Annotated in this window: 13 protein-coding genes and 1 pseudogene; all 14 read right to left on the reverse strand. The window is 47.9% G+C overall.

Annotation, left to right across the window (positions count from 1 at the left end):
- Positions 1–2: 2 nt before the first annotated feature.
- Entirely contained in the window at positions 3–1103 is a 1101-nt protein-coding gene (locus T2812B_RS08665; protein WP_008195674.1) for an ABC transporter permease, read from the reverse strand.
- Positions 1096–1689 carry a dTMP kinase gene (tmk, locus tag T2812B_RS08670; protein WP_004080341.1) on the reverse strand — a complete coding sequence of 198 codons (594 nt, stop codon included), beginning with the start codon at positions 1687–1689 and terminating at the stop codon, positions 1096–1098. Before tmk ends, T2812B_RS08665 begins: the two co-directional genes overlap by 8 nt.
- Before the next feature lie 43 nt (positions 1690–1732).
- Positions 1733–2215, reverse strand: a pseudogene (locus T2812B_RS09910) (CPBP family intramembrane glutamic endopeptidase); the annotation flags it as partial.
- A 57-nt stretch (positions 2216–2272) separates the two neighbouring features.
- The gene (gene argF / locus T2812B_RS08680) at positions 2273–3214 is read right to left on the reverse strand and encodes an ornithine carbamoyltransferase (protein WP_008195681.1); all 942 of its coding nucleotides are present in this window, start codon (positions 3212–3214) and stop codon (positions 2273–2275) included.
- Between the two features lie 3 nt (positions 3215–3217).
- A complete protein-coding gene (locus T2812B_RS08685; protein WP_004080356.1) occupies positions 3218–4411 on the reverse strand; it encodes an adenylosuccinate synthase in 1194 nt (397 codons plus the stop codon).
- A 5-nt stretch (positions 4412–4416) separates the two neighbouring features.
- Positions 4417–5712: an adenylosuccinate lyase gene (gene purB, locus T2812B_RS08690; protein WP_008195684.1), complete on the reverse strand. Its 1296-nt coding sequence runs from the start codon at positions 5710–5712 to the stop codon at positions 4417–4419.
- 414 nt (positions 5713–6126) lie between these two features.
- A complete protein-coding gene (gene rlmD, locus T2812B_RS08695; protein ID WP_008195686.1) occupies positions 6127–7446 on the reverse strand; it encodes a 23S rRNA (uracil(1939)-C(5))-methyltransferase RlmD in 1320 nt (439 codons plus the stop codon).
- A gap of 3 nt (positions 7447–7449) precedes the next feature.
- A complete protein-coding gene (gene argS, locus T2812B_RS08700; protein WP_008195687.1) occupies positions 7450–9090 on the reverse strand; it encodes an arginine--tRNA ligase in 1641 nt (546 codons plus the stop codon).
- A gap of 37 nt (positions 9091–9127) precedes the next feature.
- Positions 9128–9958, reverse strand: a complete 831-nt coding sequence (locus tag T2812B_RS08705) for a hypothetical protein (protein ID WP_039454685.1) — start codon at positions 9956–9958, stop codon at positions 9128–9130.
- The gene (locus T2812B_RS08710) at positions 9951–10472 is read right to left on the reverse strand and encodes a hypothetical protein (RefSeq protein WP_008195691.1); all 522 of its coding nucleotides are present in this window, start codon (positions 10470–10472) and stop codon (positions 9951–9953) included. The genes T2812B_RS08705 and T2812B_RS08710 overlap by 8 nt, the downstream gene beginning before the upstream one ends.
- A gap of 27 nt (positions 10473–10499) precedes the next feature.
- Positions 10500–11762 (reverse strand): histidine--tRNA ligase, encoded by a 1263-nt coding sequence (hisS, locus tag T2812B_RS08715; protein ID WP_008195692.1) that lies wholly within the window; start codon positions 11760–11762, stop codon positions 10500–10502.
- On the reverse strand, positions 11759–13246 hold the full coding sequence (locus T2812B_RS08720) for a TrkH family potassium uptake protein (protein WP_038051096.1): 1488 nt from the start codon (positions 13244–13246) through the stop codon (positions 11759–11761). The genes hisS and T2812B_RS08720 overlap by 4 nt, the downstream gene beginning before the upstream one ends.
- 18 nt (positions 13247–13264) lie before the next feature.
- Entirely contained in the window at positions 13265–13921 is a 657-nt protein-coding gene (locus T2812B_RS08725) for a TrkA family potassium uptake protein (RefSeq protein ID WP_008195696.1), read from the reverse strand.
- Positions 13918–14349, reverse strand: a complete 432-nt coding sequence (locus T2812B_RS08730; RefSeq protein WP_004080386.1) for a TrkA family potassium uptake protein — start codon at positions 14347–14349, stop codon at positions 13918–13920. The genes T2812B_RS08725 and T2812B_RS08730 overlap by 4 nt, the downstream gene beginning before the upstream one ends.
- Positions 14350–14354: the final 5 nt, after the last annotated feature.

Below are 14354 nucleotides of genomic sequence, written 5' to 3' on the forward strand. Positions count from 1 at the left end.
GGTCAACCCCTCCTGATAACGAACTTTCCCGATAGAATGGAAATGGAGAACAAAACAACTGTCCAGAGCAAGACGACAAAGATCGAGCGATTATCGACGGTATGTTCCAGCTGGTACACCCTGAGGGCGTACATGGTTCTGAACACGGGCGTTGACATGGCGATTCTTCGAAGGATATCTGGCAAGTTACTTATAGGAATGGCAAAACCGCTTGAGAACAGGGATATTCCTATAACAGAAACACCGAGTATGTTTGCAAGACTCTTGTCGGGAGAAATGGAAGAAACCAGAAAACCTACAGACGTGTGAAGAAGGGCGTTGAGAAGGATGAGAACAGACGTAATGAAGAAATCCAGGCTGTCTCCGGTCAGTATCACCGTCAGGGAGTAGGCTATGAAAGAAACGGATGCTCCAATGATGGTGTAAGCGAGTATCTTCCCACAGGCGTATTTCCATGCCGGAAGGTTGTACACGAGGAACATCTCATGCAGGTTCTTCTCTCTGTCGAGAAAGGTGGAGACACTCGCCAGTGATACGGTTATCAAAATCGCCGTGAAGAAGACGACGAACGGGGAGATGAGATCAGAAAATCTGAGTTCTGAGTCTTTCAATTTCAATCTGGGTACGGGATAATCGGACTCTGTGAATATGTACCGGAGCACCTTTGGATCGAAGAAGGCACTCCCCTGGAAATCCGCCAGAACAGAATCGAGAACGTTGTATATCGCGGCGGCGAGGTGAAGATCGATGGGACTCGGGATGAAGATCATCTGGGTTGGCTGTTTGGAATACAGTTTCGCCGCGAAGCCCTTTGGAATCACTATGACCGCGTTCAGCTTTCCTTCCTTCAGAAGTTTTTCGTAGTTCTGATCGACTTTCACTATGTTTTCCTGTCTCAGGATGGTTCCAATGAATCTCATGACGAGGGAAGACCAGATGCTGTTGTCTTCGTTGTATATTCCGAGCTTCATCGTCTGAAGGTTGTACCCCTGCATGAAGAGAAGAGAGATCAGCACAACCAGAACAGGTGCAGCGATTATCATCATCAGTGAAGATCTTTTCTTCAAGATCCTCTTCAGTTCCACAATGGCTATTCTAAACATCGAGTTTCCACCTTCTTTTAACTTCCCTCACCACGTCTCTGTGGATTTCCTCTATGGAGCGTTTTCCATCCAGCACCACGATCCTTTCGGGATGTTCTCTGGCGAGCACGAGGTAGCCTTCCCTTACACGTTCGAGAAACTCTCTTTTTTCAAAGCGGTTGAGTTCTCCTTTTCTTTTGAGGGCCGTTTCGACGTCCACGTCTATGTAGAAAGTCAGGTCAGGAATCAGTCCATCCGTAGCGAAATCGTTCAGTTCCTCCACGATCTCTTTTCCCAGGTTTCTTCCAAAACCCTGGTATGCAACACTGGAGTCCGTGTATCTGTCAAGAAGAACGGCGTATCCTTCGGAAAGGTACTGTTTTATTTCTGTCACAAGAAGATTTCTTGAGGCGAGAAATAGGAAGAGCTCAGCTTTGGGAGTCACTTCTTCCTCCAGAAGAATCTTTCTGATCTTCTCCCCCGTCTCCGTTCCGCCCGGCTCTCTCTTCAAGATCACTTTCTTTCCTCTCTTCTCCAGGTATTGAGCCAGAAGTTGGATCTGTGTGCTCTTCCCGGATCCGTCTATTCCCTCGAACGTTATGAACATTCCTTCCCCTCCTGGTCATAAGGATGAAGGCGACAAGATTGTTGGTGGTATGGTACAGAACAGCGGGAAACAGAGAACCACTGACGGCTGCGCTGTGAGCGAATATGAGTGCAACGACGAATCTGTATACGAGGTTCGCAAAGGAAAATCTTTCGAAGCCCACGATCACGTTGAAGAGGTGAAGGAAAGAAAAAACGAGTGCGTTGGTCCATATGTCGTTTCCGTTCAGTTTCAAAAAAACTCCCCTGAAGAACAATTCTTCCGAGAAAGGAGACAGAAACACCACCGAAACCATCACGATGAAGCGGTTCATGAAGGGTGGAAATCGAACTTCACTGCCTCCTAAGAAAAACACGTTCACGAAGAGGAGAATCAGGAACCAGTGTAGATCGACAAAGCTTACTCTGAACGTTGGAACGTATCGAAAGGCCACACACACCGTCACAGCGCCGGCGAGTCCCAGCAGGGACTGATAGAAGATCGCCTTCTCGAATCGGCGTATCCTGAAGAGATTTATAGAAAACATGAACGCAAGATACAAAGCAAGGGCTATTATTGAGTAAAGAACGCTCACGGCTTCACCTCACAGCAGTGTTGCTATCATGACCGCTTTTATGGTGTGCTTTCTATTCTCCGCCTCGTCCCAGACCCTGCTCTGTTTTCCTTCGATCACCTCGTAGGTGACCTCCTGGCCCTTCACCGCGGGGAGGCAGTGCATGAAAATCGTTTCCGATTTACCCGTCATTTCCATCACTCTCTCGTTCACCTGATAAGGTTTTAAAAGAGCCATTCTCTCCTTTTCTTTGTCTTCCTCACCCATGGATGCCCACACGTCTGTGTAGACGACATCGGCACCCGCGAGTGCCTCTTCCAGATTCGATGTGAAAGAAACGCTCCCATCGGTTTCTTTCGCGATCTCCTGACACCTTTCGAATACGTCTAATCTGGGCTTGAGTTCTTCGGGACCACACGCCACGAAATTCATCCCCATCTTCGCACAGGCGATCATGAGAGAGGTCGCAACGTTGTTTCTGGTGTCCCCCATGAAAACAACCTTTACACCCTTCAATCTGCCAAAATTCTCCTCTATGGTCATCAGGTCGGCGAGCGCCTGTGTTGGGTGGAACTCGTCGGTGAGTCCGTTGTACACGGGAACACCGGAGTACTCAGCCAGTTTTTCCACAGTCTCCTGTTTGTAGCCCCTGAACATGATGGCGTCCACCATTCTTCCAAGGACGCGTGCGGTGTCCTCGAGAGATTCTTTTGCTCCAAGGTGTATGTCGTTCGGTGAAAGAAAGATCGGATGTCCTCCTTCTTCTGCAAAAGCGGTTTCAAAGGCGAGTCTCGTTCTCGTTGATCGTTTCTCGAAGATCATAGCGAGGGTCATTCCTTTGAACCTTTCGGTTCTCAGTTTGGATCTGTTCTCCATCTTCACCTGCTTTGAGATATCGAGAAGGTATCTGATCTCTTCAGGAGAAAAATCAAGAAGAGTGAGAAGAGATCTCCCTTTCAGATTCACAGACACACTTCACACCTCCACTATATCCTCGAGTTTTTCACCTGTGGATATGTACCTTACCGGTCTTCCTGTCTCTCTTTCTATGAAATCAACAAAGCGCTCGAAGTTCTTGTCTTCCAGAGATTTCCAGCCATCGAAGACTTCGTAGACGGGCTCTTTCTTTTCCAGATCTCTGAGTGAAACGAGATCTCTTCCATCGGAGTAGCGCACGCAGACCTTGATCTTTTCAAAACCGTTCAGCACATCTGCCTTGGTCATGACCAGAGAATCGACACCGGAGATCTCAATGGCGTACCTGAGGAGCGGCAGATCGAGCCAGCCGCATCTCCTCGGCCGACCGGTCGTGGAACCGTATTCGTGTCCCGCTTTTCTCAACTTCTCTCCTTCTTCTCCTGTGAGCTCCGTCGGGAAGGGACCTTCTCCGACTCGTGTTGTGTACGCCTTGAAGACGCCTAAAACTTCATCTACTTCCACAGGAAAGCCCATTCCCGCACTCACGCCTGAGGAGGAACAGTTCATGCTCGTGACGTACGGATACGTTCCCACGTCCAGATCTAGAAGGACCCCCTGTGTTCCTTCGAAGAGAACGCTCTTCTCTTCGAGGATTCTTTTCAATTGGACCGGTGAAACGACGAAGTCTTTTATTGTCTCATAGAAGGTGGAAAGATCTCCCATCATTTTCTCTGCGTCGAAATCCACCCCGTAGATCTTCTTCAAAGAGAGATTCTTTTCGAGGAAATATCTGAGTTTTTCTTCGTTGCCGAGCTCTGCAACTCTCACGTTCACCCTCATAACCCTGTCAGCACAAGCGGGACCTATTCCTCTTTTCGTAGTGCCTATTTTCAACACTTCGTCTATTATCCTGTCCATTTCTTTGTGCACTGGAAGAACCACGTGTGCGCTCTCAGAGATGAAGATTTCACCTGAATAATCGGGAAATTTCTCTTTCAATTCCCTCAATTCTTCTGTCAGCACCTGAGGATCCAGGAGAACCCCGCTTCCTATGGCGATTCCTCTGTTTTTTGTGAAATCGGCCGAAGGGAGGAGGTGGTGTATCACCTTGAAATCTCCGTAATTCACAGTGTGCCCGGCATTCGCTCCACCTGAAAATCTCGCCACGATATCGTGATATCTGGAAAGATACGTTACCACCTTGCCCTTTCCTTCGTCTCCCCATTGAAGACCCACCACAACACGGTTCATTCGCTTCACTCCTTTTCAAAGCGTTCGAAGATGTGGTCCACGTGTTTCAAGTAGTAAGAGATATCGAAGAGTTCTTCGAGCTCTTCTTTGGTAACCAGTTTCTTAACCTCTTCATCCTCGAGGAGGTACTCGAGGAAGTGTTTTTCGGAATTCCAGGTTTTCAGAGCGTTCCTCTGGACGATATCGTAAGCCTCTTTCCTCGTGAGTCCTTTCTCTATGAGTTTCAGCAGGACTCTCTGGGAGAACACGAGACCTTTCGTGAGATCTATGTTCTTCTTCATTCTTTCTTCGTTCACTTTCATGTTCCTCATCACGTTTGTGGCCGTGACGATCATGTAGTAAAGAGTCTGCGTGGCGTCGGGAAAAACGTATCTTTCGACGGAGGAGTGAGAAATGTCTCGTTCGTGCCAGAGCGCGATGTTTTCAAGGGAAGGATCGACGTACGCCCTCATCATTCTGGAAAGTCCCGTGAGTCGCTCGCAGGTGATGGGATTCTTCTTGTGGGGCATGGCACTCGAGCCCCTCTGACCTTTCCTGAACGGTTCTTCCACCTCGAGCACTTCCGTTCTCTGAAGATGTCTGATCTCAACAGCGATCCTTTCTATCCCCGCTGCCACGATCGCGAGCGTGGACAGATAGAAAGCGTGACGATCCCTCGGGACAACCTGTGTGGAGACGGGTTCAGGTTTCAAGCCCAGGTACGAAAGCGCTTTTTCCTCCACCTCCGGTGGTACGTTTGCGTAGTTTCCAACAGCTCCACTGATCTTACCGTAAGAAACTTCCTCTATCGCCCTCTCAAGGCGCTGAACGTTCCTTTTCATCTCGGAGTACCATCCGAGAACCTTCAAGCCAAAGGAGGTGGGTTCCGCGTGGACTCCGTGTGTTCTTCCGATGGTGGGAGTGTGTTTGTACCGATTCGCGACTTCCCAGAGCACGTCGCAGAACTCTTTTAGAGACTCTAACAGGATTTTCCCCGCTTCCACGAGAGAGAGGGAATTTGCGGTGTCGAGAACATCTGACGAGGTGAGACCGTAGTGGAAGAATCTCGAGTCTTCTCCTATCATCAAGCCGATTCCTTCGACGAACGCTACCACATCGTGGTTTGTTTTCTCTTCTATCTTTTTGAACAGTTCCACATCTATCTTAGCGTTGTTTCTTATCCTCTCTGTCACTCCCTTCGGAATCATTCCCAGTTCTTCGTACGCCCTCGTCACTGCCAGTTCCACTTCCAGCCATCTTCTGTACTTCGCTTCCTCCGTCCAGAGATCCTTCATCGGTGACAGCGAATACCTTTCTACCATCTTTTTCCCTCCCAAACAGATCTCTCGTGAACACGAGCGCAACAACAGGAAAAACAAGATAAGAAGCCGTTGGATATTTAATGCTCGCTACCTTCCACAACGCCATTGCAACGAGAAGCCAGAAAAGCGATTTGAGAGGTATGTTCACGGCTTTTTTCTTTGCGAAACTGGTGGCGATCAGAGGAAAGAAGGACAGCACCAGAAACAACTCGGCTCGATCGTAATCTGTCCCTTTCAAATATTCGAACCCCTCGAGGACGAGGAGAAAGATCAGACTCACATGAAACAGGGTCTTTTCTCTCTCACTTCTGGTGAAGAAGAAAATAACAGAAGCAACAAGAGCGAGTATCGATACAAAAGCACTGTCTTTCCACGAGAGAACAGCGAAGATCAGAGAAAGTCCCAGGCCTAACATCATCGATCCCCTTTCACGAGAGTCACAGCAGTTTCCACATGGTAAGTCTGAGGAAACATGTCGAAGGGCTTCACCCTGACAATAGAGTAGCCGTTTTCCACCAGCACCTTGAGGTCTCTCACCAGAGTAGAAGGCTCACAGGAAACGTAAACGATCCTTTCAGGTGAAAGTCTCACTATTTCTTTCATTGCTTCTGGGCCTGCACCTGATCTCGGTGGGTCCAGGATTATCCTGTCTGCCCTTCCGCTGTAGTTTTTCAGAAAGTCCAGCACATCCTGTTCCACGTATTCTATGTTCTTTCTGCTGTTTATGTTCGCGTTAGCCTTTCCAGCCTTCACAGCGACCCTGCTGGATTCAACGGAGATCACCCTTGCTGCCGAAAAGGAAGTCCTCACAGAAAACGTACCGATACCCGCGTACAGATCCAGCACCACCTCGTTACCCTGAAGTGCCTGTTCTCTGTACACGTGATCTATCAGTTTGGATGTGATGGAGTAGTTGCTCTGGAAAAAGGCGGTCGGTGGAATTTGAAACCTTTCCCAGTCGAACTCTTCCACAATTACTCCTTCACCGTAGAGGGTTCTGTACGGTCCCCTTAGGACCACAGAGTCTTTAGAGTTCATCACATGAATGATGGAGTGAATCTTTGGAAATCTCTTTAACACAGCGCGAACCAGATCTCTTCCCCAGGGAAAGGATTCCGTCTTCGTCACAAAGATCACCATGAACTGGTCCGTGCTGAATGCGTACCTGATCACGAGGTGCTTGAGCACTCCCTTCCTCGTTTCCCAGTTGTAAACAGGAATGTTGAGTACCTGAACGGCCTCTTTTACAGTGTTCAGAATCTCACCCGTGCCTTCCGGTGCCACCTCACAGTCTTTTATGTCAATCACAAAATTGGAGTTTCTCTTTTTCAAACCCAATTTTCTCCCCTGAAAATGAAACTCCATTTTCGTCCTGTAGTGAAAAACAAGATCACTCGGCTCCACATCTTCCACTTCTACCTTCAGATTTGAGCGTTCGAAAAGATCGATCAATACCTCCTTTTTGTAACGAAGCTGGGTTTCATACTTCACATCCATCCAGTGACAGCCACCGCATCTTCCAAAGTATCTGCAGGGTGGTTTTGTTCGATCTTCGGATTCTTTCAGAAGGGAAACAACCTTTCCAAAAGAAAAATCCCTTTTCTCTCTGTAGGTCTTTATCAGGACTTCCTCACCGGGATATGCTCCTTCTACGAGAACTACCTTGCCGTTTGAAAGATGGGCAAGGCCGTAACCTCCGTTGACCATCTTCTGTATCCTCACCTGCTCCAGCATCTTTCACATCCTCTCTGGTGCGGAAACTCCTATGAGTTTCAGACCCTTTCTTAAAACGATACCCGTTGCGAGGGCAAGGTTGAGTCGCGCGTTCGAAAGTTCGGGATTTTCAGGATCCACTATCACGTGTTTGGTGTAGAATGCGTGGAAGGACTCAGCAAGCGACTGGAGATAGTTCGTGAGCCTGTTTGGTGCGAACATCTGCGCAACTTCTTTCAAAGCGGTGTTGAACATACCTAGGTTTCTCATCAGAACCCTTTCTTCTTCGTTTCCAAGCAGTTCAAGGTGTTTTCCCTCTTCAAACTTCACACCTTTCTTTTCCGCGTTGGAGAAGAGATTGTGGATCCTGGCATGTGCGTACTGAACGTAGTAAACTGGATTGTCCATGGATTTGGCCTTCGCCAGATCGATATCGAACACCATGTGGGTATTGGGGTCCACCATCGCAAAGAAATATCGGGTGGCGTCTCTTCCCACTTCGTCGAGAAGTTCGTCCAGAGTGACGAATTCTCCCGCTCGCGTGGACATGCGAACGATTTCCCCACCACGTTTCAGAGTAACGAACTGATGCAGTATAACGTTGAAGAAATCGTCGGGAATGTCGAGGGCTTTCATCGCTGCCTTCATTCTTGGTATGTGACCGTGATGGTCACTGCCCCAGATGTCGTAAACCTTCCTGAAGCCTCTCTTGTATTTCTTGTAGTGATACGCGATATCCGTCATGAAGTACGTGTATGTGCCGTCGCTTCTCACAAGAACCTTGTCTTCCTCATCTATGAAGGCAGAGACTTTCAACCACACAGCACCGTCTTTTTCGTAAACAACGTCCTTGTTCTTGAGGAGTTTCAGCACCTCTTCGACAGTCCCATCCTCTATCAAACTCTTTTCTGAGAAGTACACATCGAACGAAGAACCAATCTTTTCAAGGGTATCCTTCATGGAGGAGAGAATTCTGTTCAGCGCTGTCTGTTTGAAAAACTCCTCCACTTCTTCGTTCCACAGATCTTTGTATCTATCTCCGATTTCGTTCACCAGATCCCTCGCGATGTCCACGAGGTATTCCCCGCGATAGCCCCCTTCGGGAATTTCTTTTTCAACTCCAAGGAGCTGATTGTACCTTGCCCAGAGCGACTGAGCGAGAAGCCTTATCTGCTTTCCGGCGTCGTTTATATACATTTCCCTCGTCACATCGTAACCGAGTTCTTTGTAGACCTCGGAAAGCACGTCACCTATGATGATCTGTCTACCGTGCCCAATGGTGAATGGTCCCGTTGGGTTTGCACTTCCGTATTCGAACTGCACCTTCATTCCATTTCCAACGTTTTCTCTCCCGTACTCGTCTTTTTTCTCCAGCACGGTTTTAACCACTCCACGGAGCAGTTCGTTCGACAGGAAGAAATTTATGAAACCGGGTCCCATGATTTCTATCCTGTCAAACGAGGGATCTTCATCGAGACTTTTTACGATCTCCTGAGCTATCTCCCGCGGGTTTTTCTTCAAAGTTTTTGCGAGCTTCATGGCAACGTTGGTGGACAGATCTCCGAATTCCTTTCTGGGTGGAATTTCGACCTCGAATTCGATTTCTGAACCGTACGCTTTAGAGATGACTTCGGACACCTTTTGCCTGATCGCGTTCACCAGCACTCTACCGCACCTCCATGTTTCGGATTCTGCTGATCTGTTACCCTCTGAAGAGAATGTGTTTCACCGTATCTATCCTGTGCCTCTTTCCCTTTAGAAGATCCAGTTCGAGATCCACGGACATTTTCACACCACAATCCTGCCGCAGAAAACCCGTCAGGTTCGGGGTGAGCGGGATAGGAGCGCTCACGTAGCTTTTCCCTCGGTAAGTTTTTCCAAAGAAGGTTCCTCTTGGAGAAACTTTGATTCCAAAAACCTCGAGACTCTGGGAACGTGCCCATAGACCTTTTTTCTCTTTCCACCAGTCGTTTTCTTCCGTTTCCAAATCGAAGTGGATGAAAGTAAAGACGTTCTTTTCCACGAGCGGCCTCAGAGCCTTTGAGGAGAGTGTGTCTTCTTTTCTGAGAACCGCGGCGTACCATTCCCCGAAATCCGCAACTGCGAACCTTTCTCTGAGGGTGTATCGATGTACCACCTCACCGTTTTCTATCACCAGCACATCTGGAGATGTCTTGAAGGTTTCCACACCTGGAGCAACGATCGGTACGTCCAGTCCTTTCGAGATGTATCGAAGCAGTTCTGTGTAAAATGGATCGAGTTTTTCAAAATTCTCTATTCTTATCGGAGAAACCCCGGCGAGGAGATTTCCTGTCAGTCTTGGGAAAATCAGAAGGTCCACAAAAGAAAGGTCCTCCTGTAAGATTTCCATCAGAGCATCTATGAAATCGTCCGCGGATTTGAACATCTGGTCCAGAGGAAACGCGACGCACACTACCCTTTTTACACCTTTTCTGATTCGGTGCACTCTTGAGATTTTTCTTTTCGGGATTAACCTTTTTTTCACCATCTTCCAGAGAATGTTCTCAAACATCTTTGGTTTCCTCCGAAGAGAAGAAACTCTTTTTCAACTCCAGAAAAACAGGAGCTACTCCCTCTGCCACGACCCCCGTCTGGTTCTTTGTTTTTTCGAGGGGAAAGTAGATGTTGTTGTGAACCTTTCCTAGGAAATTCAACAAGACTATGGAGGCCAGAGATGTTTCCTGTGTATGCGCCCAGAATTTTGCCTTCACAAAATTGAAATCTATGAAATTGTGAATCTCGCAGAAACCGACCACCAGTTTTGCGTCGTTCTCTTTTGCAATGTAAAAGACTTCCGGGTAGAGAGCGAGATCCCCACCCACCACAAAAATCTTTATGCCAGCATCTACGATTCCGAATTCGTAACCCTTCTTCCATTCCCTTCCGTTCTTTCCGATGATGAAAAATTTGCTGGTACCCACGATGGAAAATCTGGCGTTGTCTGGAATCACATCCAGCCAGGATACGAAGAGATCTATTGTTTCAAACTCCTCAAGAGATACGGGTGATCCAACCAGAATTTTCAACTCGATCCACCCATTTCAAGTATAGCATCAATCTTTTGAAACCCTTTCAGCGATGTAGTCAGCAGCGAAGTCCCGATCGATTTCAACCTGGTCTCCCGTCTCGAGGTCGCGGAGAATGACGATTCCTTTTTCCAGTTCTTCATCACCAATAATGACCGCGTACCTCGATCCCATTCTGTTGGCGTGCTTAAGCTGACCGGAGAGCTTTCTATCCATGATGTCCACATCCACACTCAGGCCTTTCTTTCTCAATTCACCCGCAAGCCGAACACCATCCACAAAGGCTTTTTCACCAAGAGTTGCGATGTAAACAAGATGAACATTTTTCATCGGGATTTCTATCCCCTCTGCTTTTAAAGCGAGTATAATTCTCTCTATACCACCTGCAAAACCAAGGGCGGGTACGGAAGAGCCCCCGAGCTCCGCAAAGAGGCCATCGTACCTTCCACCACCCGCGATGGCGTTCTGGGCTCCAAGACCTTCGTGCCTCACCTCAAAAACCGTTCTGGTGTAGTAGTCGAGGCCGCGGACCAGGGTGTGATCTTCCACGTATTCGATCTCGAAAGTGTTGAGGTACTCTTTCAACTTCTTGTAGTGTGCCCTGCAGGAATCACAGAGATAGTCGACGCTTTTTGGTGCATTCAGAGAGTATTCGTGGTCCACCTTGCAATCGAGCAGTCTCAAAATGTTCGTCTCGTAACGTCTTTTGCAGTCGTCACAGAGATTGTCCAGAACTTGACCGTAATACTCTTTGAGGGCTTCGCGATAGTTTTTCCTGCACACCGGACAGCCTATGGAATTCAGGTGAATCTTGTATTTCGTGAGTCCGAGCCTTCTCAAGAAGGTATCAACCAGCATGATCACCTCGAAATCCGCTTTTGGAGATTCGGGGCCGATGATCTCGAAACCCACCTGGTGAAACTGTCTCAATCTCCCCGATTGTGGTTTTTCGTATCGAAACATGGGACCTATGTAGTAGTATCTCTGTTGAAACCCCCTATCTATCAGAGAATTCTCCAGAAAAGCCCTGACGACGGGCGCGGTACCTTCTGGTCTCAGAGTGATGCTCCTTCCCGCTTTGTCCTGGAAGGTGTACATCTCTTTCTGAACGATGTCTGATTCTTCCCCCACACTTCTAACGAAAAGTTCCGTCTGTTCGAATATGGGAGTTCTGATCTCCTCTATTCCTGCGCTTTCGCACACATTTCTGAAGGTTTCCTCGACGTACCTCCAGTACCATATCTCTTCACCGAAGATATCGTTTGTTCCCTTTATCCTTCTGTACTTCAACTATTCACACCTCCTCTTTCCTCGAGAAGAATCTTCACATCTCTTATGATTCTCACAATCGCGTAAAAGACGACGAGGAATTCCAGTCTTCCAAGGAACATGCCCACCGTCATGGTCCATATTACACCTACCGGAAGATTCGGACTGGTGAGCCCCACCGAGAGACCTACTCCATTCATTGCGGAGGAGAATTCGAACATGGAAACCAGTGGATCGTATCCGTAACTCATGAGGATCAAAGTTCCCACCAGATAGGTCAGGGCGTAGACACCAAAGAAGACGAACATGTCCTTTATGATTCCGTTGTCTATGGTTCTCCTGTTTTCTCCTTTCCAAACTATGATCTTTTCAACCTTTCGCCTCGGTCCCATGAAATTGATGATAGATCGATATATCAATTTCAGTGTGACGAACACTCTGAACTGTTTCAAACCGCCAGCCGTTGAATCCATCATTCCACCGAGCATCATGATAACGGTGAGAAGATACACAGCGATCGGAAGAAGAGTGACCCATGGAACAAGATCGGCGTTGGAGAACCCGGTACCCGTTATTGCGGAGACCACCTGAAATATCACGTACCTGAGCGCCTTTTCGTGAAAAACCTTCCTGGCTGGTTGCAGTAGAAACAGCGATGCGATGACAATGGTGGATCCCATAAGCCAGGGTTCCCCGTTCTTGACGAAGGCTTTGAGATTTCCTTTCCAGAGGGTGTAATGGATTCCAAAACCCGTTCCACCGAGCAGCATGAGAACGATGGTTATCACTTCTATCGATACACTGCCGTAGTATCCAATACTCGCGTTCTTTACCGAGAAACCACCCGTTGCGAGAGCGGTGAGAGAGTGGTTAAAGGCATCGAACCAAGGCATACCGGCCATGTGAAGGAGGAACACGCCAGCGGCGGCATACGCCACGTATATGACCATGATCACCTTCGTGGAGTGGGTCACATTTGGGAGTATGTTGTCCACCCTTCCTTCGGAACTGTAAAGGGAGGCTCCGAGAGGTCCGATCAACGTGGCGAGCATTATGACAGCAAATCCCGCACCCCCAATGAACTGCATGACGCTTCTCCACACCAGAAACACGTGTGGAAGACTCTCCACGTCAGGAAACATGGTGAGCCCTGTTGTGGTCCATCCGCTTGTGGCCTCGAATATTGCCTGATGGAGATTCAAAAGACCCGCCATGACGAACGGAAGTGCTGAAAGGACCACCGCAGCACACCACGTTGTGACAACTATCACCGCTCCTTCCTGATACCCCACTACACGAGTCTCGTTCAATTTTGAAACTTTTTTAAGAACAACACCGGAAACAAAAGAAATCACTGAAGGAACAAGAAAAGACGCTATGTATACCCATTCTTCAGGATAGAAAATCACAAAAACTGTTGGCAAAAGGAGGATCGCAGGAAACCATATCAAAAGCTGACCTACGTACCAGAAAATCACCTTGAGTCTGTATTTGGTACTGGCCATTATGTCTTCCAATTTTTCTCACCTTCCAAGCAGTGTCTCTTCCACTTTTTCTTTGGCTTCTGCACTTGCGATCACGTACAGTTTATCACCGGAGAGAATCTCCGTATCTCCTCTCGGAACCACAAGCACTCCTCCGCGGACGATGGCAGCGATGATACTATCCCTTGGAAGCGGAAGATCTTTTAACTTCTTTCCCACGACTGGACTGTCTTCTTCCACGTTCACACTTAGAAACTCAATACCTTGTTCCAGCGGTATGATGCTGGAGAACTCATCTGGGAAGATGAGAGCTTCCACCGTGTTCGTTATGAGAGTGGTGAGATTCAGGACGGTTGTGATACCCATCCTTTTGAATATTTCCATGTTTCCCGGGTCGTTAACAAGACTCACCACCCGCTTTACCCCGAAGTCCTTCATAACAAGCTGTGCGATGAATAGGTTGACTTCATCTCTTGGAGTGAGGATCACCACCACGTCTCTTTTCGAAATCTCGGCATCCCTGAGTATCTCTTTGTGACTTCCATCTCCGTGTATGATCGTTGCTTTCAATTTCTTGGCGAACTCTTCGCAGAGTTCCCTGTCTTTGTTTATGATCACTACACCGTACTTTCGCGACAGCATGGAGCGAGCAAGATAGTAGGCCGTCGTTTCTCCACCGATTATTATGACTTTCAATCTTCTTCACTCCCTATGATGAACTCCTTTACTTTCTCTATCATGAGAACGGCGGGACAGATGGTTTTTATTCCATTTTCTTCGAAAATCTTTATCTTTTCAGGATCGTAGACCCTGGCGATCACGTTTTCTACGTTGAACATGTACCTTGCGTTCATCGAGATGAAGAAATTCGTACTGTCGTCGTTCGTGAACGCAAACACCATGTCTGCCTTCTCCATACCACACTCTTTCAGAGTTTCAAACTCCGCGGCATCTCCCACCACGGTGAAACCGGAAAACTCGGAATTGAGCCTGTGAAACGCGTATTCGTTTTTATCCACGACCACAACACTGTGCCCTGAAGAAGAGGCGAGATTGGCTATCAGCGATCCAAGTCTTCCACAGCCGAATATCACGATGTACTTGCTTTTCTGTTTTTTTGACATACTGT

Origin of the sequence: Thermotoga sp. 2812B, assembly GCF_000789335.1 — a bacterium.
GTDB lineage: Bacteria > Thermotogota > Thermotogae > Thermotogales > Thermotogaceae > Thermotoga > Thermotoga maritima.

Coding starts and splice junctions, on each gene's coding strand:
- T2812B_RS08665 (WP_008195674.1), bottom strand. CDS start 1,103: ATGTTTAGAATAGCCATTGTGGAACTGAAGAGGATCTTGAAGAAAAGA.
- tmk (WP_004080341.1), bottom strand. CDS start 1,689: ATGTTCATAACGTTCGAGGGAATAGACGGATCCGGGAAGAGCACACAG.
- T2812B_RS08685 (WP_004080356.1), bottom strand. CDS start 4,411: ATGAACCGTGTTGTGGTGGGTCTTCAATGGGGAGACGAAGGAAAGGGC.
- purB (WP_008195684.1), bottom strand. CDS start 5,712: ATGGTAGAAAGGTATTCGCTGTCACCGATGAAGGATCTCTGGACGGAG.
- rlmD (WP_008195686.1), bottom strand. CDS start 7,446: ATGCTGGAGCAGGTGAGGATACAGAAGATGGTCAACGGAGGTTACGGC.
- T2812B_RS08705 (WP_039454685.1), bottom strand. CDS start 9,958: ATGTTTGAGAACATTCTCTGGAAGATGGTGAAAAAAAGGTTAATCCCG.
- T2812B_RS08720 (WP_038051096.1), bottom strand. CDS start 13,246: ATGGCCAGTACCAAATACAGACTCAAGGTGATTTTCTGGTACGTAGGT.
- T2812B_RS08730 (WP_004080386.1), bottom strand. CDS start 14,349: ATGTCAAAAAAACAGAAAAGCAAGTACATCGTGATATTCGGCTGTGGA.